This window comes from Streptomyces sp. NBC_00726 (genome assembly GCF_045161735.1).
GTDB lineage: Bacteria > Actinomycetota > Actinomycetes > Streptomycetales > Streptomycetaceae > Streptomyces.
In genome coordinates, this window is the sequence record NZ_CP108983.1 from 804,455 (window position 1) to 818,025 (window position 13,571).

The following is a 13,571-nucleotide window of genomic DNA, read 5'->3' on the forward strand; positions in this document are numbered from 1 at the left end:
GAAAGCGGCCGGACACGCGGAAGCCGGTCCGTCGATGACGCTGACGGACCGGCTTCTCCGGGGTGGGCGATACTGGGTTCGAACCAGTGACCTCTTCGGTGTGAACGAAGCGCTCTCCCACTGAGCTAATCGCCCGGGAACGGGTTGAACCATACAGGGCCGGACGGCCGTCGTTCAAACCGCTTCCAGCCGGGCCGCGAGTCCGCGCCGCCCGGCCCGCATCATCAGGGCGTGGTTGGCGCGGAACACCGGCCGGCCGGGCACCGCGAGGACCCGCAGCAGTCTCCGGCGCACCTCGACCTCCTGCTCGTAGACGACCCGGGTGCCGGAGCCGTGGGGGGCGACCGTCCAGCGGACCCAGCCGTCGAGATCGCCGCCGAGCGCGGCTTCGAGGACGCCGTGCGCCGGGTCGTGGCGCCGTTCGCGCACGGTCGTGACGAGGTCGTACGGGAGGACGGAGCGGATGCGGGTGGTGCCGTGGTCGCTGCCGGACCGGGTGACCTCGCGGACCTGCGGCCACCACCGCGGATAGCACTCGATGTGTTCGAGCTCGGCGTACACGGCCTCGGGCGGCGCCCGGAACTCCCATACGCTGACGAATCGGTAGTGGTTCCAGTTCATTTCCCCAGGATGCGGGTACTCAGGCGGGTATCTGAGTACGTGGACGCATGTTCGGTCACGTGGCGTGCGAGCACACTCGCGTGCATGGAACATGTGCCGCCGCCCGCCGAGGAATTGGCGCTCCTCGATCGTGAACTGGCCCGGCTGGACGCCCACCGCGCCCAACTGCTGACCCGCCGCGCCTGGCTGCTGCGGGCGCTGGAGACCACCGGACCCGCCCCCTGGGGGCCGCCCCGGAACCCTGTCGCGCCCTGGGGCCCCGGCGGGTCCGGCCCGGCGCGTCCGGCCCCCGAGCGCAGTGCGCAGAACGTGCTGCTGGTCCTCGGCGGGCTGCTGCTCGCGGTCGCCGCCCTCGCGTTCACCCTGGTCAGCTGGGGCGAGATGGGCATCGGTGGGCGCAGCGCGGTGCTGACCGCGGTGACGGCCGGGGCGCTGGCCGCTCCGGCGACGCTGCTGCGCCGCGGTCTGGCCGCGACGGCGGAGGCGCTGGCGGCGGTGGCCTCGGTGCTGATGGTGCTGGACGCGTACGCGGTGTACGCGGTGGCGGTGCCGGACGCGGACGGTGCGGCGTACACGGGGACGGCGTCGGCGGTGCTCGCGCTGCTGTGGACGGTCTACGGGCTGCTCCTGGGCAGGCTGCGGCTGCCGCTGCCGCTGGCGGTCGTCTCGGCGCAGCTGCCGCTGGTGCTGTGGGTGTGGGCGGCGGACGGCGGGCCGCTGTGGTTCTCGGGGGCACTGCTGGTGACGGCCGCGCTGGACGGCACGGTGGCGCTGACCGTCACACGGGCGTCGGTACGGGTCGTGGCGTGCGTCGCCCTGTGCGCGACGGGCGGAGTGGGGCTGCTGGTGGCGCTGGTGGAGTCGCCGGCGGCGGCCGGGCCCGCCGGTGCGGTGGCTCCGGGGGCGCTGCTGCTGGCCGGTGCGGCGCTCGCCCTGGCGGGGGCGCGCCGGGCCCCGGTGGCGTTCGCGACGGCCGGTGGTGTGGTGGCCGGTCTCGCGGCCGTGGCGGCGGTGGGCGGGGTGGCCGCGGCCGGGGTGCCGGACGGCTGGCGGGTCCTGGCGTATCTGCTGTGCGCCGGGGCGCTGCTGTGCTCGGTACGCGCTCCGCTGGGCGTCGCGGCGGCGCGGGGGCTCGGGTGGGCGTCGGCGGGCGTGGCGGCCGGTGCGGTGCTGGTGTCGCTGGTGCCGGTGACGGTGGTCGCGGCGGGCCCGGTGACGCGGCTGGGCGCGGTGTGGTCCGGTGCGCCGCGCGGCGGGGCCCGGGGCGCGGTGGGTGCGGCGGACCTGCCGTGGGACGGGATGGCGTCCGCCCCGGTGGCGCTGCTGCTGGTGGCCGTGGCGCTGGGCGCCGCGTTCCGCTGGTGGGACGGTCTACTCCGGTGGGCCGGGCCGGTGCTGCTGCCCGGGCCCGCGTGGCGGGGTGCGGCGGGGTCGGCCGGGGTGGTGCTGGGCTGGGCGGGGCTGATGGTGCTGCCGGCCGCGCTGGACCTGTCCTTCGCGGCGGCCCAGGCGGGGCAGCTGGTCCTGGCCGTGGCGGCGTTCGGCCTGGCGGTGGCGGGGCTGCGGGCCGGGGCGCGGGCGGTGGCGGTGACGGCGGGTGCGGTCGGGGTTGCCGGTGCGGTGGGCGCGGGTCTGCTGTCGCTGGCGACGGAGGCGGCCACGTACACGGCGTTCGGCCTGCTGGTGATGGTGTTCGTGGCGCTGGCGGTGGCCCTGGACCGGGCGGCGGGCGCCCCGCCGGTGGTGGTGTCGGCGGCGGCCGGTGCGGCGGTGGTGTGCGCCGTGGTGCCGATGGCCGCGCTGGGGTCCTCGCTGGGCCTCGCGGTGTACGAGGCTGCGCTGCCGGTGCTGGCGGTGCCCGCGGTGACGGCGTTGGCGGGGGCGTGGCTGAAGGGTCATCCGGTGGCGGTGCCGGTCGAGGTGACCGGTGCGGCGGCGGGTGTGGTGGCGGTCGCCATGGCGGTGGGCGACGCGCGGTTCCTGGCGCTGGTGCTGGCGCTGTGCGGGGTGCTCGCGGCGGGCACGGCGCTGCGCCCGGAGCGGCGGCCGCTCGCGGGGTACCTGACGACGGTGCTGTTCGTGCTGGCCGCGTGGGTGCGGCTCGCGGTGTCGGGGGTGTCGGCGCCCGAGGCGTACACCCTGCCGGTGACCGTGCCGGCGCTGGTGGTCGGGGTGCTGCGCCGGCGCCGCGACCCGTCGGCCTCGTCGTGGGCGGCTTACGGGGCGGGGCTCGCGGTGACGCTGGTGCCGTCGCTGGGCGCGGCCTGGACGGACCCGCACTGGACGCGCCCGCTGCCGCTGGGGGTGGCGGCGCTGGGGGTCACGCTGGCGGGGGCGCGGCTGCGGCTCCAGGCGCTGCTGGTGCTGGGCGGCGCGGTGCTGGCGCTGGACGCGCTGCACGAGCTGGCGCCGTACGTGGTGCAGGTGGCGGGGGCGCTGCCGCGGTGGGTGGCGCCGGCGCTGGCCGGGGTGCTGCTGCTGGTGGTGGGGGCGACGTACGAGAAGCGGCTGCGGGACGCCCGGCGGCTGAAGGAGGCGCTGGGGCGGATGCGGTGAGGTGAGGGCGGGAACGCCGATGGCCCGGAAGCTCTTGGAGCTTCCGGGCCATCGGTCCGGGGTGGGCGATACTGGGTTCGAACCAGTGACCTCTTCGGTGTGAACGAAGCGCTCTCCCACTGAGCTAATCGCCCGGGCGCACCGCAAACATTACCCCATGTCAGCGGCGTCCCCCGACCATCCCGGGGAGTGCCCGAGGGTCACTCGTGGATCTTCCAGGGCATGACGATCCCGAACTTCCACACGTAGATCCCGACGAGCACCGCGATGATCACGAGTCCGATCACCGTGAGGATGATGTTGCGCCGGCGGACCTTGGGGTCGAGGGCCCGCTGGGCGGCCTCGGTGACCTTGCGCCGGGTCCAGCGCAGCACCAGCTGGGCCCAGACGAATTCGGTGGCCCAGATCGCCATGCCGCCGAAGATCACGAGCCAGCCGGGGCCCGGCAGCGGAAGCATGATGATGCCGGCCACGACGACGGCGAGGCCGACGATGAAGACTCCGACCTGCCAGCTGATGTGCAGGGCCCGGGACGCCTTGATGAAGCCGGGCGCTCTGGAACCGAGCGCCGGGTCCCCTTCGCCCGCTCCCGGTATGACGTCCCCCGTCGCAGCGGCACCGTCCCGCTCGTCACTCTCCGCGTTCATGAGTCCAACTTACCGGACCCGCTCGCGTTCACTTGAATGGCCGCATGACGCAAAGTTACACACCGCTGTACGAGCTACCCGAAGCATCTCAAAACGGTCAGAGGGGTTTACAACGCCACCGTAGGTGGCATGTCGATTTCGCCGACGTGCGAATCCCCGAGCGCACACTGAGCGAAAGGCCCTGGCGCTTATGAACACCACGGTCAGCTGCGAGCTGCACCTGCGCCTCGTTGTGTCGAGCGAGTCCTCACTGCCTGTACCCGCGGGCCTGCGGTATGACACGGCCGATCCGTATGCCGTGCACGCCACCTTCCACACCGGAGCGGAGGAGACGGTCGAGTGGGTTTTCGCCCGCGACCTCCTTGCCGAGGGGCTGCACCGGCCCACCGGCACCGGAGACGTACGAGTCTGGCCATCCCGTAGTCACGGCCAGGGCGTCGTCTGCATCGCGCTGAGCTCCCCAGAGGGCGAAGCACTGCTCGAGGCCCCGGCACGGGCCCTGGAGTCGTTCCTGAAGCGGACCGACGCAGCGGTTCCACCGGGCACCGAACACCGTCACTTCGACCTCGATACGGAGCTCTCACACATCCTGGCCGAGAGCTGAGCCAGGCCGGGAGCCGCACGACGCCGTCCGACTCGGGGAGACGGCGTCGCGCGGACAACCTCATACGGCTGACACCGGCGCCGGTGCCGCGGATCCACCGCGGCGACCGGCGCCGGTCCGCGTCCGGCCCGAGACAGTAGAGTCGTCCGGCATCGGCGGGCGCCCGCACGCCGGAGGCCAGGGAGCGGAAGCGTGCTGATCCCCCACGACACCCGGATCGCCCTCGACCTAGTGGTCGATCTGATGAACACCGCACCGGACGGCGAGCCGGAAGGGGGCGGGACGCCGGCCGACGGGCTCGCCGACATCGCGGCACTCCACGCGTTCGCCGGACGCCACCGTGTGAGCGGCATCGGAGTGCTCGACCAGCGGGATCTAAAGGCCGTGCACGACGTGCGCGCCCGGTTCGCCGAGATCTTCGCCGCCGCGGACGCGCGCACCGCCGCCGAGCTGGTCAACGCCCTGGTGGCCGCCGCGGGCACCACGCCGCAGCTCACCGCCCACGACGGCTACGACTGGCATGTGCACTACTTCTCGCCGGACGCCTCGCTCGCCGACCACCTGGCGGCCGACTGCGGCATGGCCCTCGCCTTCATCATCGTGGCGGGCGAGACGGAGCGGCTGCGCCGGTGCGAGGCTCCGGACTGCCGGAACGCCTTCGTGGACCTCTCGCGCAACCGCTCCCGCCGCTACTGCTCCAGCCGCACCTGCGGTAACCGCCTGCACGTGGCCGCGTACCGGGCACGCCGCCGGGAGGCGGCCGGCTGACGGCTCACAGCAGGAAGAGATCGTGCAACGCGGCCATCAGCAGCAGAGTGCCGATGACCGTGAGGAAGATCATCAGAGGGGGCTGGGAAAGCGCGAAGAGGCAGCCGCGCGGCTCTTCGTCAGGGGGTGCGGGGGCGTCGCCCCGAGAGGTGTCCACCATTTCGGGACGATCATGACGCAGTCCCGGGGGTGCTCCGTACCAACATGGCTCTTCACGACGGGAGTTCACTCGTCATGGGGGCCTCGTTAATCGCTCCGGCGTGCGAGCGCCCAGCGTATTTCCTAGCCCCCGCCGCCCCCCCTTGCGGGCCCGGCGGCTCAGCGCAGTTCGCGCAGCGCCCGCAGCTGGACCTGGCGCTGGACGCCGGTGCCGCCCTCGTGGCCGTTCCAGGGGTAGACCTCGATCTCCTTGGGCCCGGCCCAGCGGTTGTAGGCGGCGAAGACCGTGGAGGGCGGGCAGATCTCGTCCATCAGGGCGACCGAGTAGAGCGCGGGCACGGTCGCGCGGGCGGCGAAGCTGACGCCGTCGAAGTACGACAGGGTGCGGAACACCTGGGCGTCCGCGCCGTGCCGGGTGGCCAGGAACCGGACGATCTCCTGGTACGGGTCCTCGTCGGTGATCTCGACGGCCCGCCGGAAGTGCGTCAGGAACGGCACGTCCACGAACGCGGCCTTCACCCGCGGGCTGAGCGCCGCCACGGCCTGGGCGATGCCGCCGCCCTGGCTGGCGCCGTTCACGACGATGCGGGCGGGGTCGACGGCCGGGTGGCTGCGGGCGACCTCGACGGCGCGCACCGCGTCGGTGAAGACCCGGCGGTAGTAGTACGTCTCCGGGTCGAGGATGCCGTTGGTCATGAAGCCGGGCGCCTGCGGGTTGGCGGCGCCGTACGGGTCCGGCGTCGCGCCCGCCGAGTGGTGGTTGACCGCGCCCTGGCCCCGAGTGTCCACGATCAGCGCGGCCCAGCCTGCCGAGGGCCACACCAGGTGGTCGTGGGGCAGCCCGCGCCCGCCGCTGTAGCCGAGGTAGTGCACGACGGTCGGCAGGGGGCCCTCGGCGCCCGCGGGGACGTTCAGCCAGGCGCGTATCCGGTGCCCGCCCCAGCCGGCGAACGACACGTCGTACGAGTCCACGGCGGCCAGCGCGCCGTCGTAGGGCGCGAACTCGGCGTCCAGCGGGTGGGCGGCGGCCTCGTCCAGGGTGAGCTGCCAGAAGGCGTCGAAGTCCTCCGGCTCGTCGGGGTCGGGCCGGTAGCCGCGCAGCTGGTCCAGGGGCAGGTCGAACAGGGCCATCGCTTCTCCGTTTCGGGCACGCGGAAGGGGGGCGGCGTCCGCCGCACAGGTCCACGTGTCCCGCCCCCGGTGTCATGTCATGGGGCCTTGAACGCATACGTTCACAGCCCAGCGGGACGCTATGCGGCGCCGCCGGGCAGGGTCAAGGAGTCCCGGGCGACCCGGGCGAAACGATTCACCTGATGAGACGCGACGAGCCCCGCCGCGTGCTGCGGCGGGGCTCGTGGGGTCCGTGGGGCCGGACGGCTCCCGGTGTCAGATGCCGTGCTTCTTCAGGATGGCCTCGATGTCGCTGAAGTCCTCGCCGGTCCCCGCCGAGGCGGGCTTCTTGCCCTGCTTGCCCCGCGCACGCGTGGGCTCCGGCGAGGAACCCGCGCCGAGCGAGGGGGCCGAGGCGGCCGGCTCCACGGCCTCGCCCCGGGCGGCCCGGGCGGCGGCCCGACGCTCCTTGCGGCCGCCGCCGCCCCGGCGTTCGACCGCGCGCGTGAGCATGAAGAGCAGCCAGGCCACGCCCAGCAGCCCGAAGCCCAGCCAGACGCTCGGCTTGAAGGCGATGTCCGACACCCACTTCACGACGCCCGTCAGCACCAGGCCGACCGGCACCAGCGAATAGGCGGCGATCCTCGTCGCGGTGAGGAACCGCTTGCGGTACGCGGTGACGGCCGCGATGCCCAGGCCCGCCGCGGACACCGCGGAACAAATGGTCTCGGCAAGCATCGGTGCCTCCTGGCGCAGGGGGATACGTCCCTTCCATCCTGCACCGGCCACCGGGCGGGCGGCCATGCCCCGGGCCCGTATCAGGGAGATCTCAGGGGCCGGGCTCCTCCCCAGGTGCCGGGCGGCCGCCCCGCCGTGCACCCTGCGAGACTGGTCCCATGAGCGATTCCACCCCCGCCGCACCGGTCGTCCTCGACGTCTGGTGCGAGCTCCAGTGCCCCGACTGCCGGCACTCCCTCACCGATGTGCACGCCCTGCGGGCCCGGTACGGCGACCGGCTGGAGGTCCGGCTGCGCCACTTCCCCCTGGAGAAGCACAAGCACGCCTACGCCGCCGCGCAGGCCGCCGAGGAGGCCGTGGTCCAGGGCAGCGGCTGGCCGTACATCGAGGCGGTCCTCGCGCGCACCGACGCCCTCGGGGCGCGCGGCGAGAAGCTGCTGGTCGAGGTGGCCGGGGAGCTGGGGCTGGACGCGGAGGAGTTCGACACCGCGCTCATCGACGGCCGGCACATGCTGATCGTGGACGCGGACCAGGCCGAGGGCAAGGCCATCGGGGTCACCGGCACGCCGACGTATGTGATCGGCGGGGAGCGCCTGGACGGCGGCAGGAGCCAGGACGGGCTGCGCGAGCGGATCGAGGAGATCGCGGACCGGCTCCTGGCCGGACAGGGCTGAGGGGCAGGGCCTACAGCGGCTTGGCCAGATTGTGCTGGGTCGGCTCGTAACCGAGCGATTCGTACAGCCGCAGCGCCGGGGTGTTGGCCGTCAGGACGTGCAGCCCGATCCGCGTCTCGCCCGCCGCCAGCGCGATCCGCTCGGCCTGGAGCATCAGGGCCCGCCCGTAGCCGCGCCCCCGGTACGGCTCCGCCACCTCCACGTCGAACACATAGCCGATGCGCATGCCGGGGTGCATCTCGAACGGCGCCTCCCAGACCTGGCCGACCGTCTCGCCTTCGCGCCGCAGGTACTCCAGCCGCGCGCCCTCGGTGGCGAGGCCGTCCGGGAGGTGGCGGGCGTGCGAGGCGCGGGCCGCGGCCGGCGCCGCCTCGCGCGGGACGCCCCGGCTGACCAGATTCTCCGCGTACGCGGCGATGGCCTCGCGCTCCCAGACGGCGAACTCCTCGGGCGTCATCGGGTGTGCGGTGAGCCCGGCGGGGAGGGCCGGGGGCTTCGCCGGCAGCGTCTTGACCATGTTGCGGCCGCGCTCGGTGTAGCCGAGCGCGGCGGCCAGCCGCTGCCCCGCGACGTCCCCGGCGGCCACCTCCGTACAGACCCGGGAGCAGCCCCAGCCGCGCAGGATCTCCTCGGAGGCCAGCGCGGCGATGGTGCCCCGGCCGCGCCTGCGGACGGCCTCGTCGATCCGCAGGGCTCTGATCAGGCCCGTAGCCCCGCCGGCGCCCGGCTCGACGGCGAGCGCGACGGAGCCGACGGGGCGCCCGTTGTCGCACACGTCGTACGCGCGCCGCTGTGCGCCGTCGGCGCCTGACTGGATCGGCCCGGCCGGCCGCAGTGTCGTCGTCATCAGGTGGTTTCTACCCCCTGCCCTGGGGCCCGTCACCCGTATTTACGCGGACGGGCCGTCGCCGGTCACGGGTCGAGGTCGTCGGCCGCGCGCTCCTCGAAGATCCGCATCGCCTTGGCGGTCACCGGTCCGGGCACGCCCGGCAGCTCCCGGCCGTCGATCCGCCGGACGGCCTGCACATCACGGAGGGTGGAGGTCAGGAAGACCTCGTCGGCCCGGTCCAGGACGTCGAACGGCAGGTCGGTCTCCTGCGCGCCGGTCCACTCCACCGCGAGCGCCCGGGTGATGCCGGCCAGGCAGCCGGAGGCGACGGGCGGGGTGTGGAGCTGCCCGTCCAGGACGACGAAGACGTTGGACCCGGTGCCCTCGCAGAGCCGGCCGGCGGTGTTGGCGAACAGCGCCTCGGACGCGCCGTGCTCGTGGGCGCGGGCGAGGGCGACGACGTTCTCCGCGTACGAGGTGGTCTTGAGGCCGGTGAGCGCGGAGCGCTCGTTGCGGGTCCAGGGCACGGTGACGACGGCCGTGGTGTCGGGGCGGCGGCTCACCTCGCCGAGGGCGACGACGAGGCCGGGGCCCGCGTCGCCCCGGTCGGAGCCGAGCGGCGAGATGCCGCCGGTGTATGTGATCCGCAGCCGGCCCAGGGGGACCGGGTTGGCGTCCACGACGGCGGCGCAGGCGCGGCGCACCTCGTCCAGGTCGGGGGCGGGCAGGCCGAGGCCCTGGGCGGAGCGGGTCAGCCGGTCCAGGTGGCGGGTGACGGCGAAGGGGCGGCCGTGGGAGACCCGGAGCGTCTCGAAGACGCCGTCGCCGACGGTGAGCCCGTGGTCGAGCACGGACACCCGGGCGTCGTCGGCGGGGCGCAGCTCGCCGTTGACCCAGATCCTCATGGTGCGGTCCTTCCGGTTGCTTCGTATGCGCCCGACGCTACAGCGAGCAGCCTGGACGCCTTGAGTTCGGTCTCGTCCCATTCGCGTTCCGGATCGGAGCCCCAGGTGATGCCGGCCCCGGTGCCGAAGCGCAGGAGGGGGGCGGGTCCGGTGCGGTCGGTCCAGAAGGTCCTGATGCCGACGGCGAGCGAGGCGGTCCCGCGGTCGGCGTCCACCCAGCCGATGCCGCCGCAGTACGGGCCGCGCGGGGCGGTCTCCAGTTCGCCGATGATCCGCAGCGCGCTGGACTTGGGGGCGCCGGTGACCGAGCCGGGCGGGAAGGCGGCGGCCAGGATCTCCGGCCAGTCGGCGCCCTCGGCGAGGCGGCCGCGCACGGTGGAGACGAGGTGGACGAGGCCGGGGTGCTTCTCGACGGCGCAGAGGTCGGGGACGGTGACCGATCCGGTGGCGCAGACCCGGCCCAGGTCGTTGCGGACCAGGTCCACGATCATCACGTTCTCGGCGTGGTCCTTCTCCAGCAGGTCCGCCTCGGTGCGGCCGGTGCCCTTGATGGGCCCGGACTCGACCGTGCGGCCGTCCCGGCGCAGGAAGAGCTCGGGGGACGCGGTGGCGATCTCGACGCCGTGCGCGGGGAGCCGAATCGTTCCTGCGTACGGGGCCGGGTTGCCGCGCGCGAGGAGCGCGGTGAGGGCGTCCACGTCCGCCCCCGCCGGGTCGGGCAGCGGTGCGGTCAGCACCCGGCAGAGGTTGGCCTGGTAGACCTCGCCGGTCGCGATGTACGCGCGGATGCGCCGTACGCCCTCGGTGTACGCCTCCCGGTCGAGCGAGGAGGTCCAGGCGCCGGCGCCCGGGCCGTGCCAGGCGCCGGGGACCGGGGCGGGCACCGGCGCGGGGCGCACGGTGTCGAAGCGGGCGCAGGTCAGGGAGCCTTCGAAGCCCGCGCAGACGGCCCAGAAGCCGGACGAGTCGAGGGCGGCGGGATCACTGGTCACATCCCGCAGACCGGAGGCGACGAGGCCGCCGAAGCGGGCCATGGGAGCGAGGTGGTGCACGTCCGTGAGTGTAGGACGGCGCACGGTGACCCGCGCCGGGGCGAGCGCACCTCAGCACGCTGCACAAACGCGTTTTTGTACTGGCCCGGGAATCCGCTAGAGTTCAACACGTCGCCGGGACGCGCAAGCGGACCGGGAAAGACAAGCGGACGTAGCTCAGTTGGTAGAGCGCAACCTTGCCAAGGTTGAGGTCGCCAGTTCGAACCTGGTCGTCCGCTCGCAGAAGGTGGGGATCTTCACCGGTCTCCCGCCCCTGGTGGAGTGGCCGAGAGGCGAGGCAACGGCCTGCAAAGCCGTCTACACGGGTTCAAATCCCGTCTCCACCTCCAAGGACGATTAGCTCAGCGGGAGAGCGCTTCCCTGACACGGAAGAGGTCACTGGTTCAATCCCAGTATCGTCCACTGATCCGCAAGGATCTCCGGTCCGCAAGGATCACCCGCGCGATTAGCTCAGCGGGAGAGCGCTTCCCTGACACGGAAGAGGTCACTGGTTCAATCCCAGTATCGCGCACGCAGTACACGCGGGTTCGCTCGCGCGATTAGCTCAGCGGGAGAGCGCTTCCCTGACACGGAAGAGGTCACTGGTTCAATCCCAGTATCGCGCACTGTCACGAAGCCCCGGTCGTCTCGGCGACCGGGGCTTCGTCGTGCTCGGTCAGGAGGAGAAGAGCATCCGACCGAAGCTCTTCTGCCGGTAGTGACCGTGGTGACCGCCGTGGTGCGGGGCGCCCCAGGCGGGCGCGGGGGCGGCGGGGTAAGCCTGCGGCGGGGCGGCCGGCGGCGGGGCCTGCTGCGTCCACTGGGACTCGATGCGGGTCAGCGTCTCCAGCTCGCCGTAGTCCAGGAATATCCCGCGGCAGCCGCTGCACTGCTCGATCTGAATGCCGTTGCGGTTGTACGTGTGCATCTGTGCGTGGCACTTGGGACACTGCATGTTCGGGCTCACTCCTCGCCGTCGGTTCGCCGTCGCCGGAATGCATGCCCGCCGACGGTCGGTTCACCCTACGACGTGGGTGCGGCCGCCAACTCGGGCGGGAGCGAAGCAATTCGGGCACATGCGTCGATCATGACCTGTTCCACCTCATCCGGAGCCCGGCCCTCCGCCGCCGACTTGGCCTGGGCGAGGGCGGCGGTCTGTACGGTCAGCGCGCGGGCCGGCACGTCCAGGGCGGGCCAGGGGTCGCCGTCGGCGGGTACGGCGGGGCCGCCGCCCGCCCGGTAGGCGTCCAGGAAGCGGAGCCAGACGTCCGGCGGGAGCAGCCCGGCCGCGTACCAGGCGGCGGGGCGCGCGAGGTCCCAGGCGGGGTCGCCGAGGCCCGCGTCGTCCACGTCGATGAGCAGCCAGGGGCCGTGCGGGGCCGGGTGGCGTACGAGCTGGCCCAGGTGGAGGTCGCCGTGGCAGAGGTGCGTGCCCCGGCCGGCCGGCGGCGCCGCCTCGCCCCGTGCCCAGCCCGGCAGCCCGTGCCAGGCGGCGAGCACGGGCGCGGTGGCCCCGTCGCCGGGGCGGGCGGCGCTCATCCGGTCGACGGCGAGCGCGGCCTTCACGGGCCCGCGCATGGCGGGGAGCGGCCCCCGCACCCGGGTCCGGTGCAGCCGGGCCAGGAGCGCCCCGGCCTCCTCCCAGGGCGCCGCGTCCGGGTCGCCGGGGTCGACGGGCTCGCCATGGGGCCACAGGGTGACGGGGCGGCCGTCCAGCTTGGTGAGGTGGGCCCCGGGTGCTACGGGCAGGGGCGCCAGCAGGATGCCGTCCTGCCCCGGTCCGGCCGCAAGGCGCAGCCGCGCGGCCAGAGCGGCCGTATCCGTGTCGGCGGCGTGCGCCTTGGCGACGACGGGGCCGCTGCGGACGACGATCCCGTCCTCGCGTTCGGCGAGCACGGACGGGGGCGGGCAGGCGCGGGGGCCGCAGCCGGCCGGGTGGACCGCCCGGTGGGCGAGATCCCCCAGCGCGCGTACGAGTGCGGTGGTCACGGTCTCCCCCGGTGGCGCGGAACGGGCCGTGGCGGTCACGCCCCGGCAGAGGGTACGCGGAGGGAGGGCGCCGGGGGGGCTGGGCCGTGCCGGCGGGCGGCTCCGGAGCGGACGCATCCCGGCAAAGCGCACGCGGGTGTTCCGGGTCCGGGCAGCGCGATGCCCGGTCAGCTCCCCAGCTGACCGGACAAACGCTGCCGTCCGCCGCACCCCCGTCCCCACGGGGTTGTTGGCCGGATGTCCCGGTCCGGACCGCTCTTCCGGACCCGGGGCGCCGCTCAGCGCCCCAGCATCACGCCCACGGACGACGCCTGTGTGACCACTGCTTCCCAGCCGCCGAAGACGACGACGAGCAGGGCCGCCAGGGGAAGGACCATGGCGGTCGCCACCAGCGGGTGGCGGCGGCCGGACGCGGCGTACGAGCCGCGTGTCCGCGTGCGGACCACCGTCCGTGCTGCCGTGTCAGCCATGGTTCCTCTCCTGACCTGATGTGGGGCGGCGGGCGTTTTACCTCGGGGGACGAGTGTGGCGCCCGCCGCTTGGACTCAACATTAGGGATTCGGGGGGCGGGCGGCGTCATGCCCGCGTACCGAATCCCGGGCCTCCCGGAGGATGAGCCGTGCCCGGTCGGCGTACTCCCCTGGGTGGAGACCGGGCTACGCGGGGTTGGGGTCTTCCCGGAGGGGACGCTCGGAGGTGTCCTCCCTGGGTACCGGTTGTTCGACCAGGGCGAGAACCCTGGTCGCCATGAAGCGGGCCGTGCGGACCACGGACCCGTTCCTGGTGACTTCACTCACTTCGACCACGCCCCGGCGGACCGCGGTCTCCACCCGGCGGCCGGCCCGGGAGGCCATCACCTCGTAGGTCCGGGTGCTGTCCCCGGCATCCACGACTATCTCGACTCGATCGCCCTTCATTGATCCAATCCCCCTTCTGCGAC

16 protein-coding genes and 7 tRNA genes are annotated in these 13,571 nt (G+C 73.7%); 9 read left to right on the top strand and 14 right to left on the bottom strand.

Annotation, left to right across the window (positions count from 1 at the left end; genetic code table 11):
• Positions 1-63: 63 nt before the first annotated feature.
• Positions 64-135: transfer RNA gene (locus OG338_RS03420), tRNA-Val, on the bottom strand.
• A 39-nt stretch (positions 136-174) separates the two neighbouring features.
• The gene (locus tag OG338_RS03425) at positions 175-621 is read right to left on the bottom strand and encodes an SRPBCC family protein (protein WP_405935901.1); all 447 of its coding nucleotides are present in this window, start codon (positions 619-621) and stop codon (positions 175-177) included.
• 84 nt (positions 622-705) lie between these two features.
• Here OG338_RS03425 and OG338_RS03430 point away from each other — a divergent pair, with 84 nt between their 5' ends.
• On the top strand, positions 706-3,177 hold the full coding sequence (locus tag OG338_RS03430) for an SCO7613 C-terminal domain-containing membrane protein (RefSeq protein ID WP_405935902.1): 2,472 nt from the start codon (positions 706-708) through the stop codon (positions 3,175-3,177).
• 62 nt (positions 3,178-3,239) lie between these two features.
• On the opposite strand, the gene OG338_RS03435 is transcribed toward OG338_RS03430, so the two are convergent.
• Together OG338_RS03435 and OG338_RS03440 are read right to left on the bottom strand one after the other, a co-directional pair.
• Positions 3,240-3,311: transfer RNA gene (locus OG338_RS03435), tRNA-Val, on the bottom strand.
• A 66-nt stretch (positions 3,312-3,377) separates the two neighbouring features.
• Entirely contained in the window at positions 3,378-3,824 is a 447-nt protein-coding gene (locus tag OG338_RS03440) for a TIGR02611 family protein (RefSeq protein ID WP_405935903.1), read from the bottom strand.
• A 190-nt stretch (positions 3,825-4,014) separates the two neighbouring features.
• Between OG338_RS03440 and OG338_RS03445 the strand changes: the two genes are divergently transcribed.
• Positions 4,015-4,428: an SsgA family sporulation/cell division regulator gene (locus tag OG338_RS03445; RefSeq protein WP_003959770.1), complete on the top strand. Its 414-nt coding sequence runs from the start codon at positions 4,015-4,017 to the stop codon at positions 4,426-4,428.
• Between the two features lie 192 nt (positions 4,429-4,620).
• Complete coding sequence (locus tag OG338_RS03450; protein WP_405935904.1) at positions 4,621-5,196, top strand: CGNR zinc finger domain-containing protein; 576 nt, start codon at positions 4,621-4,623, stop codon at positions 5,194-5,196.
• Between the two features lie 4 nt (positions 5,197-5,200).
• On the opposite strand, the gene OG338_RS03455 is transcribed toward OG338_RS03450, so the two are convergent.
• From OG338_RS03455 to OG338_RS03465, 3 genes are all read right to left on the bottom strand, one after another.
• On the bottom strand, positions 5,201-5,356 hold the full coding sequence (locus tag OG338_RS03455; protein ID WP_405935905.1) for a hypothetical protein: 156 nt from the start codon (positions 5,354-5,356) through the stop codon (positions 5,201-5,203).
• A 158-nt stretch (positions 5,357-5,514) separates the two neighbouring features.
• On the bottom strand, positions 5,515-6,486 hold the full coding sequence (locus tag OG338_RS03460; RefSeq protein WP_405935906.1) for an acetylxylan esterase: 972 nt from the start codon (positions 6,484-6,486) through the stop codon (positions 5,515-5,517).
• A gap of 255 nt (positions 6,487-6,741) precedes the next feature.
• Entirely contained in the window at positions 6,742-7,203 is a 462-nt protein-coding gene (locus tag OG338_RS03465; RefSeq protein WP_405935907.1) for a hypothetical protein, read from the bottom strand.
• A gap of 158 nt (positions 7,204-7,361) precedes the next feature.
• Here OG338_RS03465 and OG338_RS03470 point away from each other — a divergent pair, with 158 nt between their 5' ends.
• On the top strand, positions 7,362-7,877 hold the full coding sequence (locus OG338_RS03470) for a DsbA family protein (RefSeq protein ID WP_405935908.1): 516 nt from the start codon (positions 7,362-7,364) through the stop codon (positions 7,875-7,877).
• Between the two features lie 10 nt (positions 7,878-7,887).
• Here the strand turns inward: OG338_RS03470 and OG338_RS03475 are convergent, their stop codons facing one another.
• The 3 genes from OG338_RS03475 to OG338_RS03485 form a co-directional block, all read right to left on the bottom strand.
• Positions 7,888-8,724: a GNAT family N-acetyltransferase gene (locus tag OG338_RS03475; protein ID WP_405935909.1), complete on the bottom strand. Its 837-nt coding sequence runs from the start codon at positions 8,722-8,724 to the stop codon at positions 7,888-7,890.
• A 65-nt stretch (positions 8,725-8,789) separates the two neighbouring features.
• Positions 8,790-9,611 carry an aminotransferase class IV gene (locus tag OG338_RS03480; RefSeq protein WP_405935910.1) on the bottom strand — a complete coding sequence of 274 codons (822 nt, stop codon included), beginning with the start codon at positions 9,609-9,611 and terminating at the stop codon, positions 8,790-8,792.
• Positions 9,608-10,645, bottom strand: coding sequence for a chorismate-binding protein (locus OG338_RS03485; protein WP_405940305.1), 1,038 nt, complete (start codon positions 10,643-10,645; stop codon positions 9,608-9,610). Before OG338_RS03485 ends, OG338_RS03480 begins: the two co-directional genes overlap by 4 nt.
• Before the next feature lie 163 nt (positions 10,646-10,808).
• Between OG338_RS03485 and OG338_RS03490 the strand changes: the two genes are divergently transcribed.
• The 5 genes from OG338_RS03490 (at position 10,809) to OG338_RS03510 (ending at position 11,268) form a co-directional block, all read left to right on the top strand.
• Positions 10,809-10,881, top strand: a tRNA-Gly gene (locus tag OG338_RS03490).
• Between the two features lie 37 nt (positions 10,882-10,918).
• Positions 10,919-10,992, top strand: a tRNA-Cys gene (locus OG338_RS03495).
• Between the two features lies 1 nt (position 10,993).
• A tRNA-Val gene (locus OG338_RS03500) sits at positions 10,994-11,065 on the top strand.
• A 37-nt stretch (positions 11,066-11,102) separates the two neighbouring features.
• A tRNA-Val gene (locus OG338_RS03505) sits at positions 11,103-11,174 on the top strand.
• 22 nt (positions 11,175-11,196) lie between these two features.
• Positions 11,197-11,268 (top strand) — tRNA-Val (locus OG338_RS03510).
• A gap of 50 nt (positions 11,269-11,318) precedes the next feature.
• Here OG338_RS03510 and OG338_RS03515 read toward each other — a convergent pair.
• From OG338_RS03515 to OG338_RS03530, 4 genes are all read right to left on the bottom strand, one after another.
• Entirely contained in the window at positions 11,319-11,597 is a 279-nt protein-coding gene (locus OG338_RS03515; protein WP_405935911.1) for a zf-TFIIB domain-containing protein, read from the bottom strand.
• 68 nt (positions 11,598-11,665) lie between these two features.
• Positions 11,666-12,631 (bottom strand): phosphotransferase enzyme family protein, encoded by a 966-nt coding sequence (locus tag OG338_RS03520; RefSeq protein WP_405940306.1) that lies wholly within the window; start codon positions 12,629-12,631, stop codon positions 11,666-11,668.
• Positions 12,632-12,909: 278 nt separating this feature from the next.
• Positions 12,910-13,101: a hypothetical protein gene (locus tag OG338_RS03525; RefSeq protein WP_143626140.1), complete on the bottom strand. Its 192-nt coding sequence runs from the start codon at positions 13,099-13,101 to the stop codon at positions 12,910-12,912.
• Positions 13,102-13,287: 186 nt separating this feature from the next.
• Positions 13,288-13,548 carry a hypothetical protein gene (locus OG338_RS03530; RefSeq protein ID WP_405935912.1) on the bottom strand — a complete coding sequence of 87 codons (261 nt, stop codon included), beginning with the start codon at positions 13,546-13,548 and terminating at the stop codon, positions 13,288-13,290.
• Between the last annotated feature and the right edge of the window lie 23 nt (positions 13,549-13,571).